Origin of the sequence: Algoriphagus resistens (assembly GCF_001442615.1) — a bacterium.
In the GTDB taxonomy this organism is placed as follows: domain Bacteria; phylum Bacteroidota; class Bacteroidia; order Cytophagales; family Cyclobacteriaceae; genus Algoriphagus; species Algoriphagus resistens.
This window is the reverse complement of sequence record NZ_LMXN01000005.1, coordinates 300,176-319,475: the sequence shown is the minus strand read 5'-3', so window position 1 is coordinate 319,475 and position 19,300 is coordinate 300,176. Positions and strand designations below refer to the sequence as shown.

The 19,300-nt window shown below is 41.2% G+C and carries 16 protein-coding genes; 5 read left to right on the top strand and 11 right to left on the bottom strand.

Going from position 1 to position 19,300, the window contains the following annotated elements; translation table 11 throughout:
- Positions 1-60 precede the first annotated feature (60 nt).
- Genes AS141_RS11915 through AS141_RS11900 form a run of 4 tightly spaced genes read right to left on the bottom strand, consistent with a single transcriptional unit; the run spans position 61 to position 8,344 of the window.
- On the bottom strand, positions 61-3,132 hold the full coding sequence (locus AS141_RS11915; protein WP_057937882.1) for a type I restriction endonuclease subunit R: 3,072 nt from the start codon (positions 3,130-3,132) through the stop codon (positions 61-63).
- Positions 3,119-4,648, bottom strand: coding sequence for a Fic family protein (locus AS141_RS11910; RefSeq protein ID WP_057937881.1), 1,530 nt, complete (start codon positions 4,646-4,648; stop codon positions 3,119-3,121). The genes AS141_RS11915 and AS141_RS11910 overlap by 14 nt, the downstream gene beginning before the upstream one ends.
- Position 4,649: 1 nt before the next feature.
- Entirely contained in the window at positions 4,650-5,996 is a 1,347-nt protein-coding gene (locus AS141_RS11905; protein ID WP_057937880.1) for a restriction endonuclease subunit S, read from the bottom strand.
- Positions 5,996-8,344 (bottom strand): type I restriction-modification system subunit M, encoded by a 2,349-nt coding sequence (locus AS141_RS11900; RefSeq protein ID WP_057937879.1) that lies wholly within the window; start codon positions 8,342-8,344, stop codon positions 5,996-5,998. The genes AS141_RS11905 and AS141_RS11900 overlap by 1 nt, the downstream gene beginning before the upstream one ends.
- A 1,101-nt stretch (positions 8,345-9,445) precedes the next feature.
- Between AS141_RS11900 and AS141_RS26005 the strand changes: the two genes are divergently transcribed.
- Positions 9,446-9,628 (top strand): M48 metallopeptidase family protein, encoded by a 183-nt coding sequence (locus AS141_RS26005; RefSeq protein ID WP_082632274.1) that lies wholly within the window; start codon positions 9,446-9,448, stop codon positions 9,626-9,628.
- Between the two features lie 48 nt (positions 9,629-9,676).
- Here the strand turns inward: AS141_RS26005 and AS141_RS11895 are convergent, their stop codons facing one another.
- Both AS141_RS11895 and AS141_RS11890 read right to left on the bottom strand, forming a co-directional pair.
- Positions 9,677-9,898, bottom strand: coding sequence for a hypothetical protein (locus tag AS141_RS11895; protein ID WP_157243447.1), 222 nt, complete (start codon positions 9,896-9,898; stop codon positions 9,677-9,679).
- Between the two features lie 121 nt (positions 9,899-10,019).
- Positions 10,020-10,358, bottom strand: coding sequence for a DUF4878 domain-containing protein (locus AS141_RS11890; protein ID WP_057937877.1), 339 nt, complete (start codon positions 10,356-10,358; stop codon positions 10,020-10,022).
- A 208-nt stretch (positions 10,359-10,566) separates the two neighbouring features.
- Between AS141_RS11890 and AS141_RS26845 the strand changes: the two genes are divergently transcribed.
- A complete protein-coding gene (locus AS141_RS26845; RefSeq protein ID WP_198293535.1) occupies positions 10,567-10,719 on the top strand; it encodes a hypothetical protein in 153 nt (50 codons plus the stop codon).
- Positions 10,720-10,772: 53 nt separating this feature from the next.
- Here AS141_RS26845 and mobC read toward each other — a convergent pair whose 3' ends face one another.
- The 4 genes from mobC to AS141_RS11870 all read right to left on the bottom strand — a co-directional run bounded on the left by mobC (position 10,773) and on the right by AS141_RS11870 (position 14,783).
- Positions 10,773-12,752, bottom strand: coding sequence for a conjugal transfer protein MobC (gene mobC / locus AS141_RS11885; protein ID WP_057937876.1), 1,980 nt, complete (start codon positions 12,750-12,752; stop codon positions 10,773-10,775).
- 9 nt (positions 12,753-12,761) lie between these two features.
- Positions 12,762-13,991 carry a relaxase/mobilization nuclease domain-containing protein gene (locus AS141_RS11880; RefSeq protein ID WP_057937875.1) on the bottom strand — a complete coding sequence of 410 codons (1,230 nt, stop codon included), beginning with the start codon at positions 13,989-13,991 and terminating at the stop codon, positions 12,762-12,764.
- A complete protein-coding gene (locus AS141_RS11875) occupies positions 13,992-14,378 on the bottom strand; it encodes a plasmid mobilization protein (RefSeq protein ID WP_057937874.1) in 387 nt (128 codons plus the stop codon).
- Between the two features lie 189 nt (positions 14,379-14,567).
- On the bottom strand, positions 14,568-14,783 hold the full coding sequence (locus AS141_RS11870) for a hypothetical protein (protein WP_057937873.1): 216 nt from the start codon (positions 14,781-14,783) through the stop codon (positions 14,568-14,570).
- A 673-nt stretch (positions 14,784-15,456) separates the two neighbouring features.
- Between AS141_RS11870 and AS141_RS11865 the strand changes: the two genes are divergently transcribed.
- Positions 15,457-15,825, top strand: a complete 369-nt coding sequence (locus tag AS141_RS11865; protein WP_057937872.1) for a winged helix-turn-helix transcriptional regulator — start codon at positions 15,457-15,459, stop codon at positions 15,823-15,825.
- Positions 15,826-15,857: 32 nt separating this feature from the next.
- On the opposite strand, the gene AS141_RS11860 is transcribed toward AS141_RS11865, so the two are convergent.
- On the bottom strand, positions 15,858-16,646 hold the full coding sequence (locus AS141_RS11860) for an NIPSNAP family protein (RefSeq protein WP_057937871.1): 789 nt from the start codon (positions 16,644-16,646) through the stop codon (positions 15,858-15,860).
- Between the two features lie 170 nt (positions 16,647-16,816).
- Here AS141_RS11860 and AS141_RS11855 point away from each other — a divergent pair, with 170 nt between their 5' ends.
- Both AS141_RS11855 and AS141_RS11850 read left to right on the top strand, forming a co-directional pair.
- Positions 16,817-17,806, top strand: a complete 990-nt coding sequence (locus tag AS141_RS11855) for an aldo/keto reductase (protein WP_057937870.1) — start codon at positions 16,817-16,819, stop codon at positions 17,804-17,806.
- 74 nt (positions 17,807-17,880) lie between these two features.
- Positions 17,881-19,053 carry a PQQ-dependent sugar dehydrogenase gene (locus tag AS141_RS11850; protein ID WP_057937869.1) on the top strand — a complete coding sequence of 391 codons (1,173 nt, stop codon included), beginning with the start codon at positions 17,881-17,883 and terminating at the stop codon, positions 19,051-19,053.
- Positions 19,054-19,300: the final 247 nt, after the last annotated feature.

Below are 19,300 nucleotides of genomic sequence, written 5' to 3'. Positions count from 1 at the left end.
GCCAGCAATAACTACATAAGAAAAACCCATGCCCAAGCCAGAACACCTTAGCCAATCATCCTAGGTCTTTGACATCCCAGGATTATCAATCATTCGCTTCATGGTGTCAAAAAACGCCTGATAAAATGATTCGTCTTTGGCTGTTAGCTTGTATAGCTCCAACTCTTGCCTCCGTTGCTTATTTAATACTTCCTTCAGCATATGATGAAGTGCCAGTTCTCTGGTATGGCTGTCCGGATTATTGAAATATTTCTCTTCTATATCCGGATGCTCGATTAATTTTCTTGAGACTTGTATAAACTTCACCCGTTGGTCTTCCGGCGTCGCATCCCAGCCATGAAACCATCTTTCATTAAAGGTTCGGATAATCTCATCCAATTGATCCTTTTCTTCCTCCCCTCCATGAGTACCTCTAGGATTTGGGTTTTGGGGATCCAATTCTGTTGAGGAGTCGTCCAGCTCAATGCTGTAATTAAGTTTGGTACGCTCCAATCCATAGGTGGACAAATCCACAGATTCCAACAATTCATCTATCAATTCATCTTCTTTGGTCTTGACATTCAATTTTGGAACGAGGAATTTTAAAAACCAGAAGAGCTTTTCCCAATCCAACACCTCATACTCCATAATCGAAGCCATCTGACCATAGATCTTTACAAACTGCTTGGCCTTGATTTTGAAGTCCGCTTTTTCTTCATCTTCCAGTTGAAGCTCATGATTAAAGCGGTCAGCAGCAACATCTATCAGTGGACTAAGTAGCTGTGCATCCACTCCTGCAAAGTATTGTTCCACGAAGGTCTCCACCTCTGACCACTCATACACTGCAGCTACATCCAAGTTACCCTTCAATTCGTGCAGCACATTGATGTCCGTTGCGCCACTAAGTGAGGTAGAAGTATAGAAAGGATCAAAGGAAGTTTTGATCTCATCCACCTGATTAAAGAAGTCCAGAATAAATAGGTCTTCTGTTTTCTTACCCAGTTTATCCGCAGCACGGTTTAACCTGCTCAATGCCTGCACTGCCAACACCCCCTGCAGTTTCTTATCCACATACATGGTGCATAGCTTTGGCTGATCAAAACCTGTCAGGTATTTATTTGCCACGACCAATAGGCGGTATTCGTCTGAATCGAAATGATCCCTTGTGTCCTTTTCTGCAAATCCATTCAATTCTCCTTCTGTGTATTCCACCCCGTCAACCGTTTTCTTCCCGGAGAATGCGACTGCTATTTTGAACGGGTTTCCTTTGTCTGCCAAAATGCGGTTGATGGCCATAAAATACCGGATGGCTGATTCAATATTTTGGGTAACCACCATGCCTTTGGCTTTCCCTTTTAGCTTTTTGGTATTATATACTTTGCTGATAAAGTGCTCCATCATAATCTCTGCCTTGGTGGCAATGGTCCGCTTATCCCGCTCTACATAGGCGCGCAGCTTTTTCTGGGCCTTGGTGGTTTCGAATTTGGGATTGTCTTCGATGGATTTTATTATTTCATAGTAGCTTTTATAGGTGGTATAGTTTGCCAGTACATCCAAAATAAAGCCTTCCTCAATGGCCTGCTTCATAGAGTACAAATGGAAGGGTTCAAACGTGCCGTCCTTCTGTCTGCTACCAAAGCGTTCCAAAGTGGCGTTTTTGGGTGTTGCCGTAAAGGCCAGGTACGATGCATTGCCCTTCATTTTTCGGGCTTGCATGGCTTTTAGGATTTTGTCCTGTGCGTCTTCTTCTTCACTGTCCTGAATGGAATCTTGGGTTACACCCACGCCCATGGCCTGGTTCATCGTACCTGCAGCCGTTCCGCTTTGCGAACTATGTGCCTCATCTATAATCACCGCAAAACGCTTGTCGCTCAGGTCTGCAATACCATCCACTATAAAAGGGAATTTCTGAATGGTGGTGATGATGATCTTTTTGCCTTGCTCCAGACTGTCCTTTAAATCTTTCGAAGAAAAAGCAGGGGCAACGATGTTTTTGACTTCTGAAAATTCCTTGATATTCTCCCGAAGCTGTTTGTCCAATAATCTTCTATCGGTTACTACGATGATGGAATCAAACAAAGGGGTTTGGGTGCCTTTTGATCCGGGCAAGTCTTCCCGTTCAGGATAGGTTTCTATAAGTTGATACGCTGCCCAGGTAATGGAATTGGACTTGCCCGAGCCTGCAGAATGCTGGATCAAATAGGTTTGATTGGTGCCATTTTGGGCTGCATGCCTGAGTATCCTTCGCACCACATCCATCTGATGGTAACGCGGGAAAAACAAGGTTCGCTTGCTCAAGGCATCTGTGGCCTTCCCATCAAAGCGGACAAAGTGCTGAATGATATTGGTCAGGCTTTTCCTGGTAAACACCTCTTCCCAGAGATAGCTGGATTTATGACCAAATGGATTGGGAGGATTTCCTTTTCCATCGTTATGGCCTTTGTTAAATGGTAAGAAAAAGGAATTGCCTCCGCTGAGCTTGGTACACATATACACTTCATCGGTATCTACCGCAAAATGCACGATGCAGCGACCAAACTGTAGCAAAGGCTGCCGAATATCTCTGTCGTACTTGTACTGTTTGATGCCGTGAACTTTGGCATTCTGTCCTGTCCAAGCGTTTTTGAGTTCCAGCGTAGCGATGGCTATCCCATTCACAAACACCACCATGTCGATTTCCTCACGGGGGTTATCCAGGTTATAATGGATTTGGCGGCTTACACTGAATTCATTTTTGGCGAAGTTGTCCTTTACCGCTTGGCTGCTGCTTGCCATGGGTAGCTGATACAAGAGAGTAAAGTGGGCATCCTCCACTTCCAGACCTTTTCGCAGCAATCGCAAAATGCCATATTTCTTCACCATGCGGTCGTAGCGTTCCAGAATTTTCAGTTTCCAGTCGGTTGAGCGTTGGAGTTTTTCGAGTTTATCGTTTTGGGTTTCTTCTAAAAAGTGCCAAAAGCGGGTTTCGTCTAAGGCGTATTTAGCATTAAACTCTTTGGTATCACCGATGTAAAAGTCTTGAGCAGAACCATACAGCGCTCTAGCTTCCTGCACTGTATTGCCCATCTCCCGGATTTCCTCCAGGGAGGTTCCTGTTAAGGCTTTTTCTATGGCGGATTCAAGGGCTGCTTCGTTGGTTTTACTTGGGGTCATTTTGTAATTTCTTTTGGTATGCTATGCCTTCATTGCTCAATCTGTATTTCTGTTTAGAACTTGTTGGTTTATCAGGAATGGTTCTTTCTACCCATTTTTGTGCAATAGCAGGGTTTAGGTATTTCTCCATAAAATTGTCACGATGCTTTAAATCAAGCCTATTCATCAATTCTTCACGCATCATTTCACCCTGTAAAATTAGGATCACGCGCTCAGGCTCTGTTAAATTATTAAAGAATTGAACTTGCCCGGTGACTTGCCCGGTGACTTGCCCGGTAACTTGCCCGGTGTCATGAGCGGTACTTGCAGAAGGACGCCAAACCGTGACCAAAAATGATTTATTATCCTCAAAATCCGGAGCTCTAAGTCCTCTCTCAGCGGAAAGCGCATACATTTCCGGAATCCCAGTACCAAAGCGCTCGATGGCACCTGTCAAAAACATGCAATTGGCCAAGGTAGGATTAAAAGGATAGGAACTATGCGGTTCTTTTAACTGGGAAATATCCAGTTCTCTGGGTAAGGAACCCGGATTGGAGATCTCTATCCGGTCTTGAAAAACAGAAACCTGGATACTACCTTTGCTGTAATAATCCCGGTGTGCAATGGCATTGATAATTCCCTCTGCTATTACTGCACGAGGAATTTCATAGGTGGTATCTACCAAATTTGCTTTGCTTCTGTCACCTGTGGAAAGGCTAATTTTGGAAAGCACAAAGTCGATGGCATCATCCGCCATCTGGAAAACCGTTCCTCCGAATTCCTTGTAGTCCGGAATAGGTTTACTGACCTTAAACCCGTGAAAATGGGCACACTTGACAGTAGCAGCAGGAAAGTAAAACTGGGGATTTTTCCCGAAAGTCAAGATGGCGCTGTTGGTCAGCTGCCCTTGTCTTACTAAGCGTAAGTGGGTAAGGATTTTTTCTTTTGGATCCGTTTCTCTCAGCGGAAAATTACGCTTGGCCCTAGCTTCACGAACAAAAGTCCCCAAAGCCTCTTCCGAAATGTCATCCATACTGGATTTGCTCAGGGTGCCGCTGTCAAAATCATCTGCATCTATTTTACCAGTTTGCTTGAGGTACAGAATGGCAGAACGGTAGATTTCCCTTTTGAGATCATTCAACGTCTCAAAACGCTTTCTGGAGACCTTTTCGCCAACTTTTTCAATGAATGTCAGTTGCTTGGGATGGCGCTTCAAAGCCTGCTTTCCTTGGATAAATACCCAACATGGCTTGTGATATTCTTGGGCTGCATCAAATTCCCGTTCGGTAGGAGAAATACCCTCACTGTCTTCAAAGCCATAATCTGCACCCAAAATACCCAAATAGATAGCAGAGTTGTTGACTTCTTTGAGATATACTTTTCCTGGATTATCTCCTGTAGCGGCTACTTCCTCAAACAAAAAGGCATCAAAAAACAGCCTTAACAAATCGTCTTCCCTCACATAGGCGGCTAAAGCTTGCCGGATTTCCGCAAACTCCTTTTGAACACTCGATATGAAGATGGTTTCTTTAGGCATATTAATCCACTTTAATTTTCCCCGTCACCGCACTGTCAATCAAAGTAGCCTTATATTCTTTGAGTTTTTGGATTTGGGTTTGTTGCAAGGAAATGGCTTGATCGATTTTGGTGGATTGGGTTTCGATATACTTGACTATTTCTAGTTGTTTTAATTTGGGCGGTAATACAGTTTGAAGTTGTTTGAATTCATCCCAATAGAGCCTTTTTCTAAAATCAGTAATTCCTTTTGAATTTTTACTCATCTGTTGTATAAATGAAGATGTCCTATACAGGTATTCAAAATAGGAGGCAATTATCTTTTTATTTGGTTTTGCTACTACGTAGGCAGGACTCACCATTCCTTCAACTTTTACAGCACCTATTGCTCCTTGCCATGCTCTCATCATATTAAAAACTATATCATTAACGGCAACGAACTTGTAGTTTGCCTTATCTTCAATTTTGATTAATCCACGAATATTATCTTCATCACTTAACTCTTCAGTTGATACGGCAGAATGAATCGAAACAGATAAAAGAGGAAGACCTTCTCTTCCTGGCAACTTTGTTTCTTTGAATAAAACCCGATTCGCGACTATCTCCCAATGCTCCGGAATCTCCCCAATCCATTCCACGCCAGAGTCTTTCCCTTCGACTCCGCTCAGGGCAAGCGGTATCATTTTTTGCTCTTTTTCATTCCATACAACTTTACCAGTCACCGCATTTTGAATGATGATTTGCTTTCGTTCTTTGAGCAGGGCTATCAGCTGCTCTTTTTGGGCAATGGCACGGTCTATTTTGGCGGTTTTGTCGTCTAGGAAATTGGCAATGGCTGTTTGTTCTGATGGGGTGGGTAGTATTGACCATATTGCAAAAAAATCATCCGTATATAATCTTAACCTACTTTCAATTACCCCTGAACTGTTTCTTTTGAATTCAGATTTGTATATCTGGCTTCTCACTAAATAGTGGAAGAATCGTTCAGAATTTCCTTTGTATAAACGATAAATTGAATAAGCAGGACTTGTAATCCCATCAAAAGGAGAAAATCCAAGACTACCATTCCATGCAAGCATGATGTTGCTGACCAAATCACTTCGATAGACTTTTTTGTATCCTTCAAGTGTTGAAGCTGTTGTCAACAAATCGCCTTCATCAACTTTATCGGATTTTTTAGTAACGCCAGTGTACTGTGAGACGGACAATAAATCGCCTGTACCATCAGTGCTTCTTTCGTTAATTTCCTTGAATAAATATTTAAATCGTCTCAATTCCCATCCCTCTGGTATCTCTCCCAACCATTCCACTCCCGAATCTTTGTAAGCAGGGTATTTTTGAAAGGTTGCTTTTGTTGCAGTAAGTTCCATTAGGCTAGGTTTAAAATATCCATAATCACCCCTTCATTTTCTTGCTCTAAGGAGAGTATTTCTGCACTTACTTCCTCAATGGATCTTAAAGGTTTGTGCTGGTAGAAATACTTATTGAAGCTTATTTCATAACCAATTTTGGTTTTGTCCAGGTCAATCCAAGCTTCATCCACATTCGGTTTTACTTCCCGTAAGAAATAATCGGGGATGCTTTCTGCCAAAGGCACACTTTCGCTATCGCGCAGGTCGGTTTGGCTTTCGTATATGGTGTATTCGCCTTTTTTACCGCTTGGATAGTAACCATAATCCGGCAATTGATCTACAGTACAGTCCAAATGATGCAAAAGTTGGTCAAGCTTATCGCCACTCAGCTTTTGCGTTCTCTTGATGACCTTTTCAGCTGTTTCGTCATACCAGCTTACGGTTTGTAGGATGGCATTTTTCTCGGAAGCAGACAGTTTGCTTTTGCCGGCTTTGAGTTCATCATCCACCATTTTGGAGAACACATTAAAATCGCTGTATTCTTCTGTTCCGATCGCTTCCATAAGCTGCTTTGCAGTTTCTAAAAGCTCCTTTTGCTTTTTCCAGTTAGCGACTGATGTGAGTGCTTTGCGCTTCTTGGCATTCAGATCTAAGTCGTTTTTCTCACACCATTCCAGGATTTCCTTTTCAATGGATTTCAGATCAGCATACACGGTTTCTCCATACGTTTCATAAGCCCATTGCATAGGCTCTTTCAAGGTTTTGTCAAACCGCATTTCAGCAATTCGTTCTGCCGTAAATTGAGCTTTGAGTCTAGCAGGGCGGTCGATGGTTACTTTGTAATAGCCGAAATCGGAGTTGTTAAAAACCTTAGCAGCGATACCATCATCACCTTGCCGCTCAATAGTTTCAAAGTCGGTATAGGCTTTTTGAATTTCTGTGATATGGCTGGCAGCTAGTTCGCAGTTCTTATTGCCCAGGTTTTTACGCAGCTTGGCAAAACGCTGAGAAGCGTCAATAAGGATAACTTTTCCTTTTCGATGTTCTGCCTTGTTGTTGTGCAATATCCAGATATAGGTGGTAATACCCGTATTGTAAAACAGGTTGTTGGGTAACTGAATGATGCAGTCCAACCAATCGTTTTCAATGATATGCCTACGGATATTGCTTTCCCCTCCTCCCGCATCTCCGGTAAACAAACTGGAGCCATTATGTACTGAAGCAATGCGGGAACCCAGAGGACTTTGGCTCGTAGGTTTCATTTTATTGACCATCTCCATCAGAAAGAGCAATTGGCCGTCAGAACTACGTGGTGTGGCATCTTCTTCCTCGGTATTGCCCCAATAATCTTTGAGATTAGCTAAAAAACGGGAATCAATGATAACGCTACCATCTTTAATATTTTTCACTTCACTGGCCCATGACTTCCCATAAGGAGGATTGGAAAGCATAAAATCAAACGTATGTCCAGAAAACTCATCGGTGGAAAGCGTAGAACCCACACGGATGTTTTCAGGGTTGTTGCCCTTGATCATCATGTCAGACTTACAAATCGCATAGGTCTCGTCATTGATTTCCTTACCGTACAGATACACATCACCCATCGCCCGGATAGCACCTTCTTCATCTTTGATAAAGTTTTGGGATTCGGTAAGCATTCCTCCCGAGCCGCAGGCAGGATCGTAAATGGTCATCACCGGAGGCAATTGGTCTTTGATGGGATCAAAAACTATGTGGGTCATGAGGTCGATTACCTCACGAGGTGTAAAGTGCTCCCCAGCTTCTTCATTGTTCTCTTCGTTGAATTTCCGAATCAGCTCTTCAAACACATACCCCATTCCCAAATTAGAAAGAGGCGGTAGTTTTCTACCGTCCGGGTCTTCCTTTTCAAAAGGTGTGAGGTTTATGTGTGGCGAAGTGAATTTTTCCAGTACGTCCAACAAAATGTCTTTTGAGGCCATGTGCCGGATTTGACTTTTAAGCTTAAACTTCACAATGATATCTACGACGTTTGGACTAAAGCCATTGAGGTAGTCCTCGAAGTTGGCTTGCAAGATCTGCTGGCTGTTGGTGGCGGTGTCATACAATCTTTGGAGTGTCCATTCACTGGTATTGTAGAATACATAGTGACTGGCATCTTTCAATCCAGACTCGTCCCATTCCGTAAATCCCGCTTCATCCCGCTGAAAGGCAAGCTCTTCCATCACGGCATCTTTGGTAGGCTCCAGTAAGGCATCCAGTCTGCGCAATACCACCATTGGTAGAATGACATCCCGGTATTTACCTCTGACATAAACGTCTCTCAGGCAATCGTCTGCGATGGACCAGATAAATGATATTAATCTATTGTGTACGGTTTGGTTCATATTTACTTTCTACTACTTGTTAATTCTGGTTCTTATTTGCCTGTCCAGAAGTCAGCACATTCTCTAACCTCCAAATAGATAGCCTTTTGCTTTCTACTTGAATGATAGTTTGGTGATTCATTAGAAATTTTCTGCAAGCTAAAAAAACCTATGCCCGCATGAGACTTAAAATATCCGAAAAGGATTAAGAATTAAAGATATAAAAGTTCAACCCTAAGAAAAGGTATTTTATGAAGATTTGGGATTTATTGGACTTGATACAGAAAAGTTTTCCGCACTACATAAAGCTTCTCAAGTGTTGGAATAATCTGTAGTCATTCTGGTTCCTACCCGACTACTTTCTTCTGAAGAAGTATGAATATGGAAAAGCAAACCTTCAACATCTTTCAGTTTAGCTCGGCTTTAGGTTCACTTTTCTTCGCCAGCACAGTGATAAAAAGTGGAATCAATGTCGACGCAAAGTTGACGCAGTGTCGAAGGACTAGACCATTTCGTTATGCATACTTCCCATGTAATAGAGAGATAGGCATATGCACTAGCACGATACTCCAATTTTGTAAAGATGCTTCACTCAGGTAATACTTTTATTTAGGATCATCGATCTTCATAATCAACAGGATATTTGTCCAGCTAAGATTGTGAACCCACTGTGTAGCTGATTATGAATCCTCTACGCTTGTGCGTAGAGAATTGCCCGTAATCCTGAAACGTTAAAACTGCCTCATGTTCCACTGATAGGCTTCGGAAAAACCCGCTGTCAAGATATCGGACAAATGTTGGGATAGCCCCTGCACGGCTTTGACCAGCTTGGTCCTACTCTACTTTCCATCTGCCGATTCTTCACAAAAAGCCATAGTAGAAATCCTTTAATTTTCGGTTTGTTTGTCCGCATACGTAAGATCGAATAAGTGGATCCAGCGTAGGCTGATTCAAAGATCGGATGAAGGATGCTGGTCTACCTGAACCATAGTTTAAAACAGAAGGTATATTTATCAAGGTTTTAAAACGCTCTGTAAAAAGTTCGGGAACAATTTTATATGCTGATGCTAGAGAAAAAAAATTATCTCATCAGAGAGGAATCATTTCTAACCCGAGAAAAACTTGTTGCTGCGTTGGGAGTTACTATTGGTTAAAGCTCCAAAAGGAAGCATTGAGTACCTGATCAGTCATGAACTGTGTCATCTAATCCACCATAATCATACACGTGCTTTTTATGCGCTACAAGAAACCATTATGCCGGATTGGAAAAATTGGAAAGAAAGGCTGGAGCATTCACTTGTTTAGAAGGAATTGCTTAAAAAATAACTTCCTGAGCTTATAATAAGCTCATAATTAACACTCCATTGTAGCTATCACGACTAAAACGTCCATGCCATAGGGGATCTCCTTAAGGAGAGATACTTTCTCAGAGAAGCTAATTTCAGACTCATATAAGATCTCCATTACATCCATTAGATCCTCCAAAGGAACGTCCGAGTTATAGTATATCTTTTTAATTTCAGAAGGACCATATGTTGAGAATTCAGGCAGTCTATGATTTATATAATCTTCCATTTCTTGCCTACGTTTCTTTACAATATTATACCCAAAAAAGCCCATATCGAAACCGTTTAGTTATGAATAATTAAAATAAGATACCTACGCCAGAAGCAGCAATATCATTACGTAAAATAAATTAGAATTTAGCTTTCATATTCACTAGCCAGTCCCCGTCTATTTTAACAACCTCCATCACTTCCGATCTTCCATTGGGGTTGGCAATGGTAATCCAAGCTCGATCCCCTACTATAGAATCATTTAGCATCTCAAACTTAAAATCAGGGTCTACCGGAACAATCCCCACTCCACTTGCCATATCAAGCATTGCACCAGTGGACTCTGTTGCATACTTTTTCGCCTCCTCCACCTTCCCTTTCGTTAAGTTTTCAGTAAAATTTTTAACTGCATCTTCAGGACCCGATGAACAGGAAAAGAACAAGGTAGCTAGGCATAAAATTGAGAATGTCTTTTTCATGGCAGGATTGGTTATCGATTCAACTCTTATTTTATCTATTGCATAAATTTTAATTATAATATTCCATCAAGCATATACTTACTTGTTTCCCTCCAAGTTACAGTCCGACTTATTCGATTGCGTCAAAGACGCATGATTACATTGTTTTCAGGCTGCTTCGCAAATAGCGTACATGCATCCATTGATGTCCTTCCATCCCTGCTAAATTATGATAGATCACCTGATCGCCGGGCAAGATCCCCTTCAGTATACTTCCTTTTTCGAGATGGTAATTCAGCACTGCATAAGCCCGATCCCAGTCAAAATCATTGAGTTTAATAATATCCTGGAAAGTCAGTATGGCTATATCTATAAGTGGTAAAGAAGTTATAATATCTTATTAATATCGGAAAAAATATGTTTTAGTCAAATCAATTACCCCCTGATTATCAAATGCCCCAACTCAGGTGTATCAAACACCCTTTCCATCTCTACTCTGATAATCTCCTCCACATCGCGCTTGATACTCCTATAATTCTCCTCCACCTCCTCTTGGGTGATTTCCCGTACTTTAGGGATTGGCCGATAGCTTTCTTCCTCCCGCTTCAGCGCTTTATGATCATTAATGATCTCTGCATGAAAAGCTTTCAACGCTATCTTCTGGTCTGGTGTGTCTGCTACCATCCCCACAAATTCACCAGAGGAAAGTGCTGAGATGGTAGAAGCAGGAACAGCCTGGTCCAGCTGGGTGGATTTGCTCAGGGAGGTTTCTGAACTGTTGATTGAAATACTCTCCCGGTTCTGGATGATTTTGCCAAAACGTTCTGAAAGTTGCTTGGCTGTATCCCCTAAAACCTGCCCACTGATGAAGTTGCCTACCGTATTCATAATCACATCGGCCTGCTCCCTCCCATAATCCTTTCTAAGCTGACTGTAATCCTGTACACCTAAGCAGGTGGCCACCTTGTTGGATCGTGCAGTGGCGATCAGGTTATCAATTCCATTGAAATAGATAGTAGGAAATTCATCAAACACCAGACTGGATTTCAGTTTGCCCTTTTTGTTTACCTGCTTGACAATCCTTGAAATATATAGGGAAAGCACGGCTCCATAGACCTGCTGCTTCTGGGGATTGTTTCCCATGCAGATGATTTTAGGTGCTTCAGGATTGTTCAGATCGAGCGTGAATTCACTCTGGGAAAGCACATAATACAGTTGGGGGGAAGAAAGCCGTGCCATGGTAATCTTTGCACTTGCCACCTGGCCTTCCAGTTGATCAAATGCCTTTTTGACCAAAGCAGAAACAAAGGGATTCACCAACACTTCAATTTCCGGCTCTGTTCGGAGCACAGTAAATAGCTTCTCATAATCGGTCTGCATCAGTTCAATGACATGGGGCAGCGTACAGTATTTGCCATGCCTGTGTTTTTTGAGAAACCAGACAATAGCCGTGAGGAAATTAATCGGGCTTTCCACAAAGAAGTCTCCCTGCTTTTTGATCCACTCCCTATTCAGTCCAAGCATAATAGTACGGGCAGCTTCTGAGGCATCGGTAATGTCCAACATGGTATCCGGCTCTAAGGGATTACATCGATGGGTATGGGAAAGTCTGTCAAAATTGATTGCATAGAATTTCGGTTTCACCTTATAACCAGACAGGTTGTTTTGCAGCGTATTGTAAGCGATGCGGGAGAGGTCATCGTACTTGAAGTCATAGACAAACATGGAAAAGCCTTTACTGATGTGTTGGGTAATCACATGCCGGATCACAAAGTAACTTTTTCCAGAGCCTGGAGTACCAGCCACCAATAGTGCACGGAAGGGATTGATGATGTTGATCCATGATTTTCTGACCTTATCCTTAAGCCGGTATTGTGCAGGAAGATTAACCGAGTATTCATTTTCCAGGTAGCGCTCTTCCTGGGGAAATGTCTCGTTCAAATGATTAAACACCCCCTGATCAAATCGGTTCTTCAGCAACCGGCTCAGAAGGGCTCCTCCCCTCAGAATAAGAATGAATCCAAGACTGGTGACTGTTATGTATATAATACTTACCCTATCCTCATTAAATGGAAGGTGAAAAACAAAAAAGCTGCCCGAATAAATTAAGAATCCACTGATCAGCGGCCAGAGTATCTGGGCCATTCTGAGTTTATCATCCTTCTTGCCTTTCGCTCCGATCAACGAAATCAGCAAAAGGCCCAACGCAAATACTTTGGAAACATAGAATTCATTAAACAGGCCCGTATGCTGAATATTGACCAGAAGCCTTTCTGAAATAGGATGCGTAAACCCCCATTGATTGAATGAATGATAACAGTAGTAATAGCAATGCAGACACAGCATTCCAATACTTGCCTTTCTGGTCAGATCGATGATCTTTCTTAACCCCTCTGAATTTTCACCAGTTTGCATAGACTCAGTTTATTGGATTCGCTTCTTGCGCCTTTTCCTTTTCTTTTGCCTTAGCTCAAATGGGGTTGGATCTTCCGGTTGATAAGAATTTAAGGAAATCTCCAGGCCGGGAATTCTTGTATCCGGGTTAGTTTCCTGGCCATTTATTTTTACCTCCTGCTTTACCTCCTGCTCTTTTTCCAATGAATTGGGAAGCACATGGTCCTTCGAAAATCTAACAGAAAGCGCATTGGCGGATAATTCCCTGCACAAGTCCGAACCGTTAAATACGCATCGGTTTACGTTATCTATATAGGTCACCCCGTATAACCTCCCTTCTTCATTGATCCTAAGTAGCGGCTTGATTCCTTTTGTTCTGAGTAGGAAAGTAAATTCTTCCAGGGAACTGCATTTTTGCAACGTACCGTGAATTACACCCCGAAGAGTTTCCCGGTGCTGCTTTCTTGCTTCTTTGTTCCGTAAGAACAGCTTTTCCAGTCTGGCCAAGGTAGGCCTGCAATAAATTGAACTGGCCTTCACAGGAACCCCTACCCGGTTCCCTGCCGCATCCAAAACCGAGTACACCAGTCCTTTATTTTTAAACATTTCACTTTCCTTTTCACCCCGGTATGCACATACATTAAACTGCCCCAACACTACATTCAGCTCAGGCAGCGAAGCAAATTGATACGAACGTATTACCTCCTGAACAATATTGGATATGGAAGACTTCGTTTCCCGTTTGCCATACGTAGCTTTCTCCAACGGCTGGAGCAAATTAACTTTTTGCTTCCGCTGCTCTTCCGCTTTTACAAGATGGTATCGCCCCTCAATTTCCTTTCGGGTCTGTTCTGACAGCCCCTTGCCCAGGTTATGCGTTTCAATCCGTTTTCCTGAACTTGAAATATTGGTCGTAACCATGTGAATGTGCGGATGGGCAGCATCAAAGTGCTGATAGAGCAGGTAAGGTTGGTTTTCAAATCCAATCCCTTTCAAATAATCAGCTGCAATCTTTTGAAGCATAAACTCATCAACTTTATCCTTTGGAGAGAAATTGAGCGAAATATGGACGGTGTTTGTTTTCGTCCTTGTATTCAACTTCTGCACCTTTTCAAATGATTGGATCTTATCCCTCACAGTAAGATTTTCACCCACAAACCCTCCCATCTGTACCAGTTTTGCCTGTCCATTTTTCACCTTCTGTTCATTGTATCGAATCACTCCTCCAATAGTCTTTCCGGTAATGATTTTGGCAACCAACTAGGTTAGGTTTTTCAATCCTTCAATCAAGCTATGGAGCGCCTCAATTTTTGCTTTAGTCCGCTCAAAGTGGGGGAGCATTTCCTTCACAAAAAACTGACGCTCTTTTGGATCAGCCTGCATATGAAAATAGTGCGTAATCTGGTTGAGATTCACCCCGATTTTGTTGAGCTCATTTCTGAGCAGTCCTAATTCTACCAGAGTGTTCTCCAAGGATTCGTTTCTCATGTTAAGGGTTAGCTTTCTTTTGAAAAGCACGTCTCTAACGAGCTCACTTATCGTCTGACAATAGGCGGCTTTTTGGAGTAAGGAATTGAGCTTTTGCTTTTCAAGGGAAGTCAGTCTTACCGTGAGCCATATGGATTTTTCATTAGCTGATTTTTTCATAAAGGTAACAGGACTATAAAATTCGACTTCGGAGAAATTTTACCCCCACCCGCAACTCCGGCAGCGGTGGGCAAGAGCGGATTGTGGCACAATCCTACATCTTGCTCATTGCCAAACCGCAATGCCAGAGACTACCGGCAGAAGAGCATTCTGTAGTTGAATAAGGGGATTATTTACTATTCTTAGGAATCAGTTCTCCAGATTCCAGACCCAGTCGTCAGCAGCCATAATCCAATCTCGTATAGCGGTACCCATTTCATTTCGCCAGTCCATTCCCTGGTAATAGAAATAGAAAACCTCCGCTTCCGCAGCCGGAACTTGGAGGGAGTTAAAGTAGGCCTGCACCTGCTCCATTGTAGGCGGAACATTTCTGTAAAAGTTGAGATTTTGAGCTGCTTGATCCATAACGATAATCGTTTTTGATGAAGATCAAAAGTGTGGCAGGGATGATTGAAAAGGTCACACTGAAATCAGAAGGGGGGATAGATTTTTGTTATATGCAACAGCAGTTAGAAGAGTTCTCCGACTTTCCATAAAATGAATAGCATCAGTCCCTCAATTTCAGTCCCTCAATTATGAAGTCCTGAAAAAGAGAAAATAAAAGTTTAATGATACTAAAGCTGATCTTCCTTTCACTCTCTAGAGTGTAGTGATGAATTAAAAAAACACTTTCTATCGACTATTCAGATTCAAAAACAAAATCCATCTATTTCTGGACCTGAAAGCCCAATGTTGGCGCGGCCAAGCGAACTAACTCTTCTGGATAGATCCTGCCTTGAGAACATATCACCCCCTCGGTGGAATATATCTCCCTCATAAAGTACCTTTTTGTGACTTTATATAAATTATATTTCGTAATCACCTCTTTTAGAGTAGCTTAATCTTTTATTCTAGCATGGGTTCTGCATTATGAATTACATGTGGCCTGAAAAAATAAACTAATCAGTTCATTTGAAACTCAATTGCAGCACCTTTTCGGAAAAGGAAAAACGGCAACAAATTGACTGGTTTTAACCCATATTCTGTCGAAGATAGTTAACATCACTTCCGGAATACAAGCATTCAACAATTATAATTCATGATAGAGGAAAGAAAAATCACATCCACCAATTATTTAAATCAGACTTATTTAGAAGAGAAATGCACATTAAATGAATTGATAAATATACTCAGTAAGCGTTGGACAACAGATGTGCTGTTTGAAATTGAAGAAGGGAATGATCGATTTTCAAGTTTGAAAAAATCCATAGACCTAATAAGTGATAATGTCTTGGCAAACAGGCTGAAATTACTGGAGCAATATAAACTAATCAAAAAAACTAAGGACGATTCAGGAACCACTGGAAAATACCAGTATTTTCTTACTCCTATTGGATATAAACTCAGTGAATTACTAGATCAATTATGCCAATTTTCAGATTCACATATGAATAGCAACTTTACCTAAAAAAGTATGCTATTCATATATAAATCTTTCTTTTACAGATCAGAGTACTCCGTAGGATGTAAGAAAATAGTTACGTTTTTGGATACATTGTGTTGATATTCAGGAAGAGAGGATAGCTCTTTCCAATAAGCATCGCTACCAAAAGAATCCCAGTGCGCATCTCGGTCAGCTTTATTTTCAAATGTAGTCATGTACATCAAATTTGGCATGGTACTACCCGCAACAACTTCGCCATAAAAGACAGCATTGAATCCCAGTCTTTTAAATAATCCTACTTCATCACCTGCATTAAACATTTTGATCTTATTGGCAGATATTTTTTCACTATGGCCCTCATAGCTGCGTAATTCATAGATCCTATCTTTCTTTGGGCCTTTTAAATCGGGAACACCATATTTAGGATTTTTCTCAAAGGCATTGAGCAGGATAGTCTCAATCCTATCAAAAGGAGGATTGGTATAAGGTGCATTCAGGTATTTAGCTCCAGCAGTTTGATATTGCTGATCTTTAGAGAGTACTGATTCTATTTTGAAATAATCCTTTTGTGAACTAAAGGGGATCAGTACATAAATCAACTTTTCAGAGGAACTACTTCCTTCTGAAGGATTAACTGGTTTAAATACTCCGACATGTTTAACCCCGGCTCTATGCATGGCTGGAAGAAATGCCTGCTCCAGGTATTCCTCTACAACTTCTTGCTGATTACTTGATGATAAATGGTAAACTTTTAACTGATAGAAATCCTCTTTTCCAGCAAAGGCTAGTCCCGTCCTTAGCAAAAGGACAAACACCACTGAAAATAACATAATTTTCTTTTTCATACTACTACTTTGTGATTTGTTGTTAACTGTCTAAAATTAAAAGGAATTACTGGATTAGCCCGAAAATCAACCACTCACTTTTTTCTAAGTTACTTGAAATGAACCCTACGTTTCAGACATGCTGTTTCCTGTGCACAAATAAAAAATCAAATTAAAAACTATTACCAAACATGCAATTTAGAAAGTTAGGAACATCAGATTTAGAAGTATCTGTAATTACTTTTGGAGCCTGGGCTGCAGGTGGCTGGATGTGGGGATCCACGGAACGAAGCAGTTCGATCAAAGCTATACGAGCTGCTTATGACCTAGGAGTCACATCAATTGACACTGCTCCTATTTATGGGCAAGGAACCAGTGAAGAAATTGTAGGAGAAGCCATAAAAGAACTTCCAAGGGAAAAAATACAGATTCTTACAAAATTTGGTATGCGCTGGAACTTGGCAAAAGGAGATTTTGCATTCTCAAGCAAAGACAACAAAGGTAACCCAATCGACATCTATAAATATGCCGGAAAAGAAAGTATTATCAAGGAAGTAGAAGATTCATTGAAAAGACTGAAGACAGATTACATTGACCTGTATCAGATTCACTGGCCTGATCCTACTACGCCGATTCAAGAAACATTTGAAGCGGTAGCCGACTTGATACAGCAAGGAAAAGTGCGCTATGCTGGTGTTTGCAATTATAATGCTGCCCAAATGAAAGAAGCAGAAGAATATGTGGAAATAATCTCAAACCAAATACCATATAGCATGGTAAACAGAGGTATAGAAGAAGAGACAATTCCTTATTGCATCGCAAATGAAAAAGCTATTTTGGCATATAGCCCTTTGGAAAGAGGCCTATTAAGTGGGAAAATGACTGCTGGACAAAAATTCGCTGAAGGTGATCACAGGGCGGTTTTAAAATATTTCACAGATGACAGTATTCTTAAGACAAATGCATTTCTGGCGAAAATAAAGCCAATTGCCGATGAAAAGAACGCTACTCTTGCTCAGTTGGTATTGCTGTGGACTTACAATCGCCCGGGTATTACCATCGCATTAGCGGGAGCTAGAAATGCGGATCAAGCTATTCAAAATGCACATTCTATGGATTTTCAACTAAGTTCTAATGAATCTCTTTTTATTGATCAAGCATTAAACGAACTAGAACTGTAGTATAATCCAGTTCGCTAATTTATTCCTTATATCAATGCTGAAAGTATTTTAAGCTTTCGTTTAACAAATTAAATATGAAGAACAAACTCAGTATCCTTTTATTTATATCCTTATTCTCTAACATTGCCTGTTCTAAAGACGCTAAAACAGACTCATTAATTCAAAATGGAAATATAACAGTTAAGGAAGCCTTTCCTGGGCTGTCATTTACCAGACCAGTAGATTTTCAACATGCGGGGGATAAGTCTAATAGAATATTTGTTGTAGAGCAACGGGGAGTTATCTCAGTTTTTCATAATGATGAAAAAACAACAGAGAAAGTCGATTTTCTAACTATTGAGAACCAAGTGGAAGATTCTGGTGGAGAGCAAGGTTTATTAGGGCTAGCTTTTCACCCTAACTATAAAAGTAACGGCTATTTTTATGTAAACTACACCGCTTCTAATCCCAATCGGACTATAATTTCCCGCTTTAGCGTTTCCTCAACCAACCCAAATAAGGCAGATCCTGCTAGTGAACTGGTATTGTTAGAATATGACCAACCTTACGGCAACCACAATGGAGGCCAAATCTCATTTGGCCCGGACGGCTTCCTCTATATCGCAGTTGGTGACGGTGGGAACGGTGGTGATCCCCAGGGAAATGGTCAAAACAGAAAGACTTTATTAGGGAGTATTCTGAGAATAGATGTTAATCATCAAAATGGGTCAACAAATTATTCGATCCCTGAAGACAATCCATTCGTCAATAACACTGAGGGATTCAGGGAGGAGATTTATGCTTATGGCTTACGGAACCCTTGGAGATTTAGCTTTAATTCAGAAAATGGACAATTGTGGGTAGGTGATGTGGGGCAAAATAGTTATGAAGAGATTGACATTGTTAAAAAAGGTGGGAATTACGGGTGGAATACAATGGAAGGTTTTCATTGCTTCAATGCCGATGATTGCAATATGGAAAATTTGGAATTGCCAATTTGGGAATATGGGCGATCACAAGGCGATATATCCATTACAGGCGGTTTTGTTTATCATGGTACTGCCATAAAAAATTTGCAGGGGTTGTACATTTATGCAGATTACGTCTCGGGACGAATTTGGAGTTTGGATTTCAGTGATCCCAAAACCCCCGTAAATAAGGAGTTGCTTAATGCTGATTTCCCTATTTCCTCATTTGGAATTGACCAAAACCAAGAATTATATATCTGTGGTTTTGATGACAAGGTTTATACCTTCGGCTACGAATAATAAATGATCAAAATGCTTGGCAATTTTGTCAAGCATTTTGTAAAAACATTACCCTTAAACAAGGGGATAGAAAGGTAGAGATCCCGTGGAGTCAAGCCTTTTATTCTCTAAAAACTTCTTGAAATCAATAGGAATTCCTGTTAGAGAATAGAAATTCCCAAAAATAATGAAGCGGCCCCCGACTGTCGTTTTAATTAGAAGCCAGGCTGATGATGTACAATTACCCTAGCGGAATTATTTTGAACCA

Coding starts and splice junctions, on each gene's coding strand:
- AS141_RS11860 (WP_057937871.1), bottom strand. CDS start 16,646: ATGAAAAAGAAAATTATGTTATTTTCAGTGGTGTTTGTCCTTTTGCTA.
- AS141_RS11915 (WP_057937882.1), bottom strand. CDS start 3,132: ATGACCCCAAGTAAAACCAACGAAGCAGCCCTTGAATCCGCCATAGAA.
- AS141_RS11850 (WP_057937869.1), top strand. CDS start 17,881: ATGAAGAACAAACTCAGTATCCTTTTATTTATATCCTTATTCTCTAAC.
- AS141_RS11900 (WP_057937879.1), bottom strand. CDS start 8,344: ATGAACCAAACCGTACACAATAGATTAATATCATTTATCTGGTCCATC.
- AS141_RS11905 (WP_057937880.1), bottom strand. CDS start 5,996: ATGGAACTTACTGCAACAAAAGCAACCTTTCAAAAATACCCTGCTTAC.
- AS141_RS26845 (WP_198293535.1), top strand. CDS start 10,567: ATGATAGATCACCTGATCGCCGGGCAAGATCCCCTTCAGTATACTTCC.
- AS141_RS11865 (WP_057937872.1), top strand. CDS start 15,457: ATGATAGAGGAAAGAAAAATCACATCCACCAATTATTTAAATCAGACT.
- AS141_RS11875 (WP_057937874.1), bottom strand. CDS start 14,378: ATGAAAAAATCAGCTAATGAAAAATCCATATGGCTCACGGTAAGACTG.
- AS141_RS11870 (WP_057937873.1), bottom strand. CDS start 14,783: ATGGATCAAGCAGCTCAAAATCTCAACTTTTACAGAAATGTTCCGCCT.
- AS141_RS11895 (WP_157243447.1), bottom strand. CDS start 9,898: ATGGAAGATTATATAAATCATAGACTGCCTGAATTCTCAACATATGGT.
- AS141_RS11855 (WP_057937870.1), top strand. CDS start 16,817: ATGCAATTTAGAAAGTTAGGAACATCAGATTTAGAAGTATCTGTAATT.
- AS141_RS11890 (WP_057937877.1), bottom strand. CDS start 10,358: ATGAAAAAGACATTCTCAATTTTATGCCTAGCTACCTTGTTCTTTTCC.
- mobC (WP_057937876.1), bottom strand. CDS start 12,752: ATGCAAACTGGTGAAAATTCAGAGGGGTTAAGAAAGATCATCGATCTG.
- AS141_RS11910 (WP_057937881.1), bottom strand. CDS start 4,648: ATGCCTAAAGAAACCATCTTCATATCGAGTGTTCAAAAGGAGTTTGCG.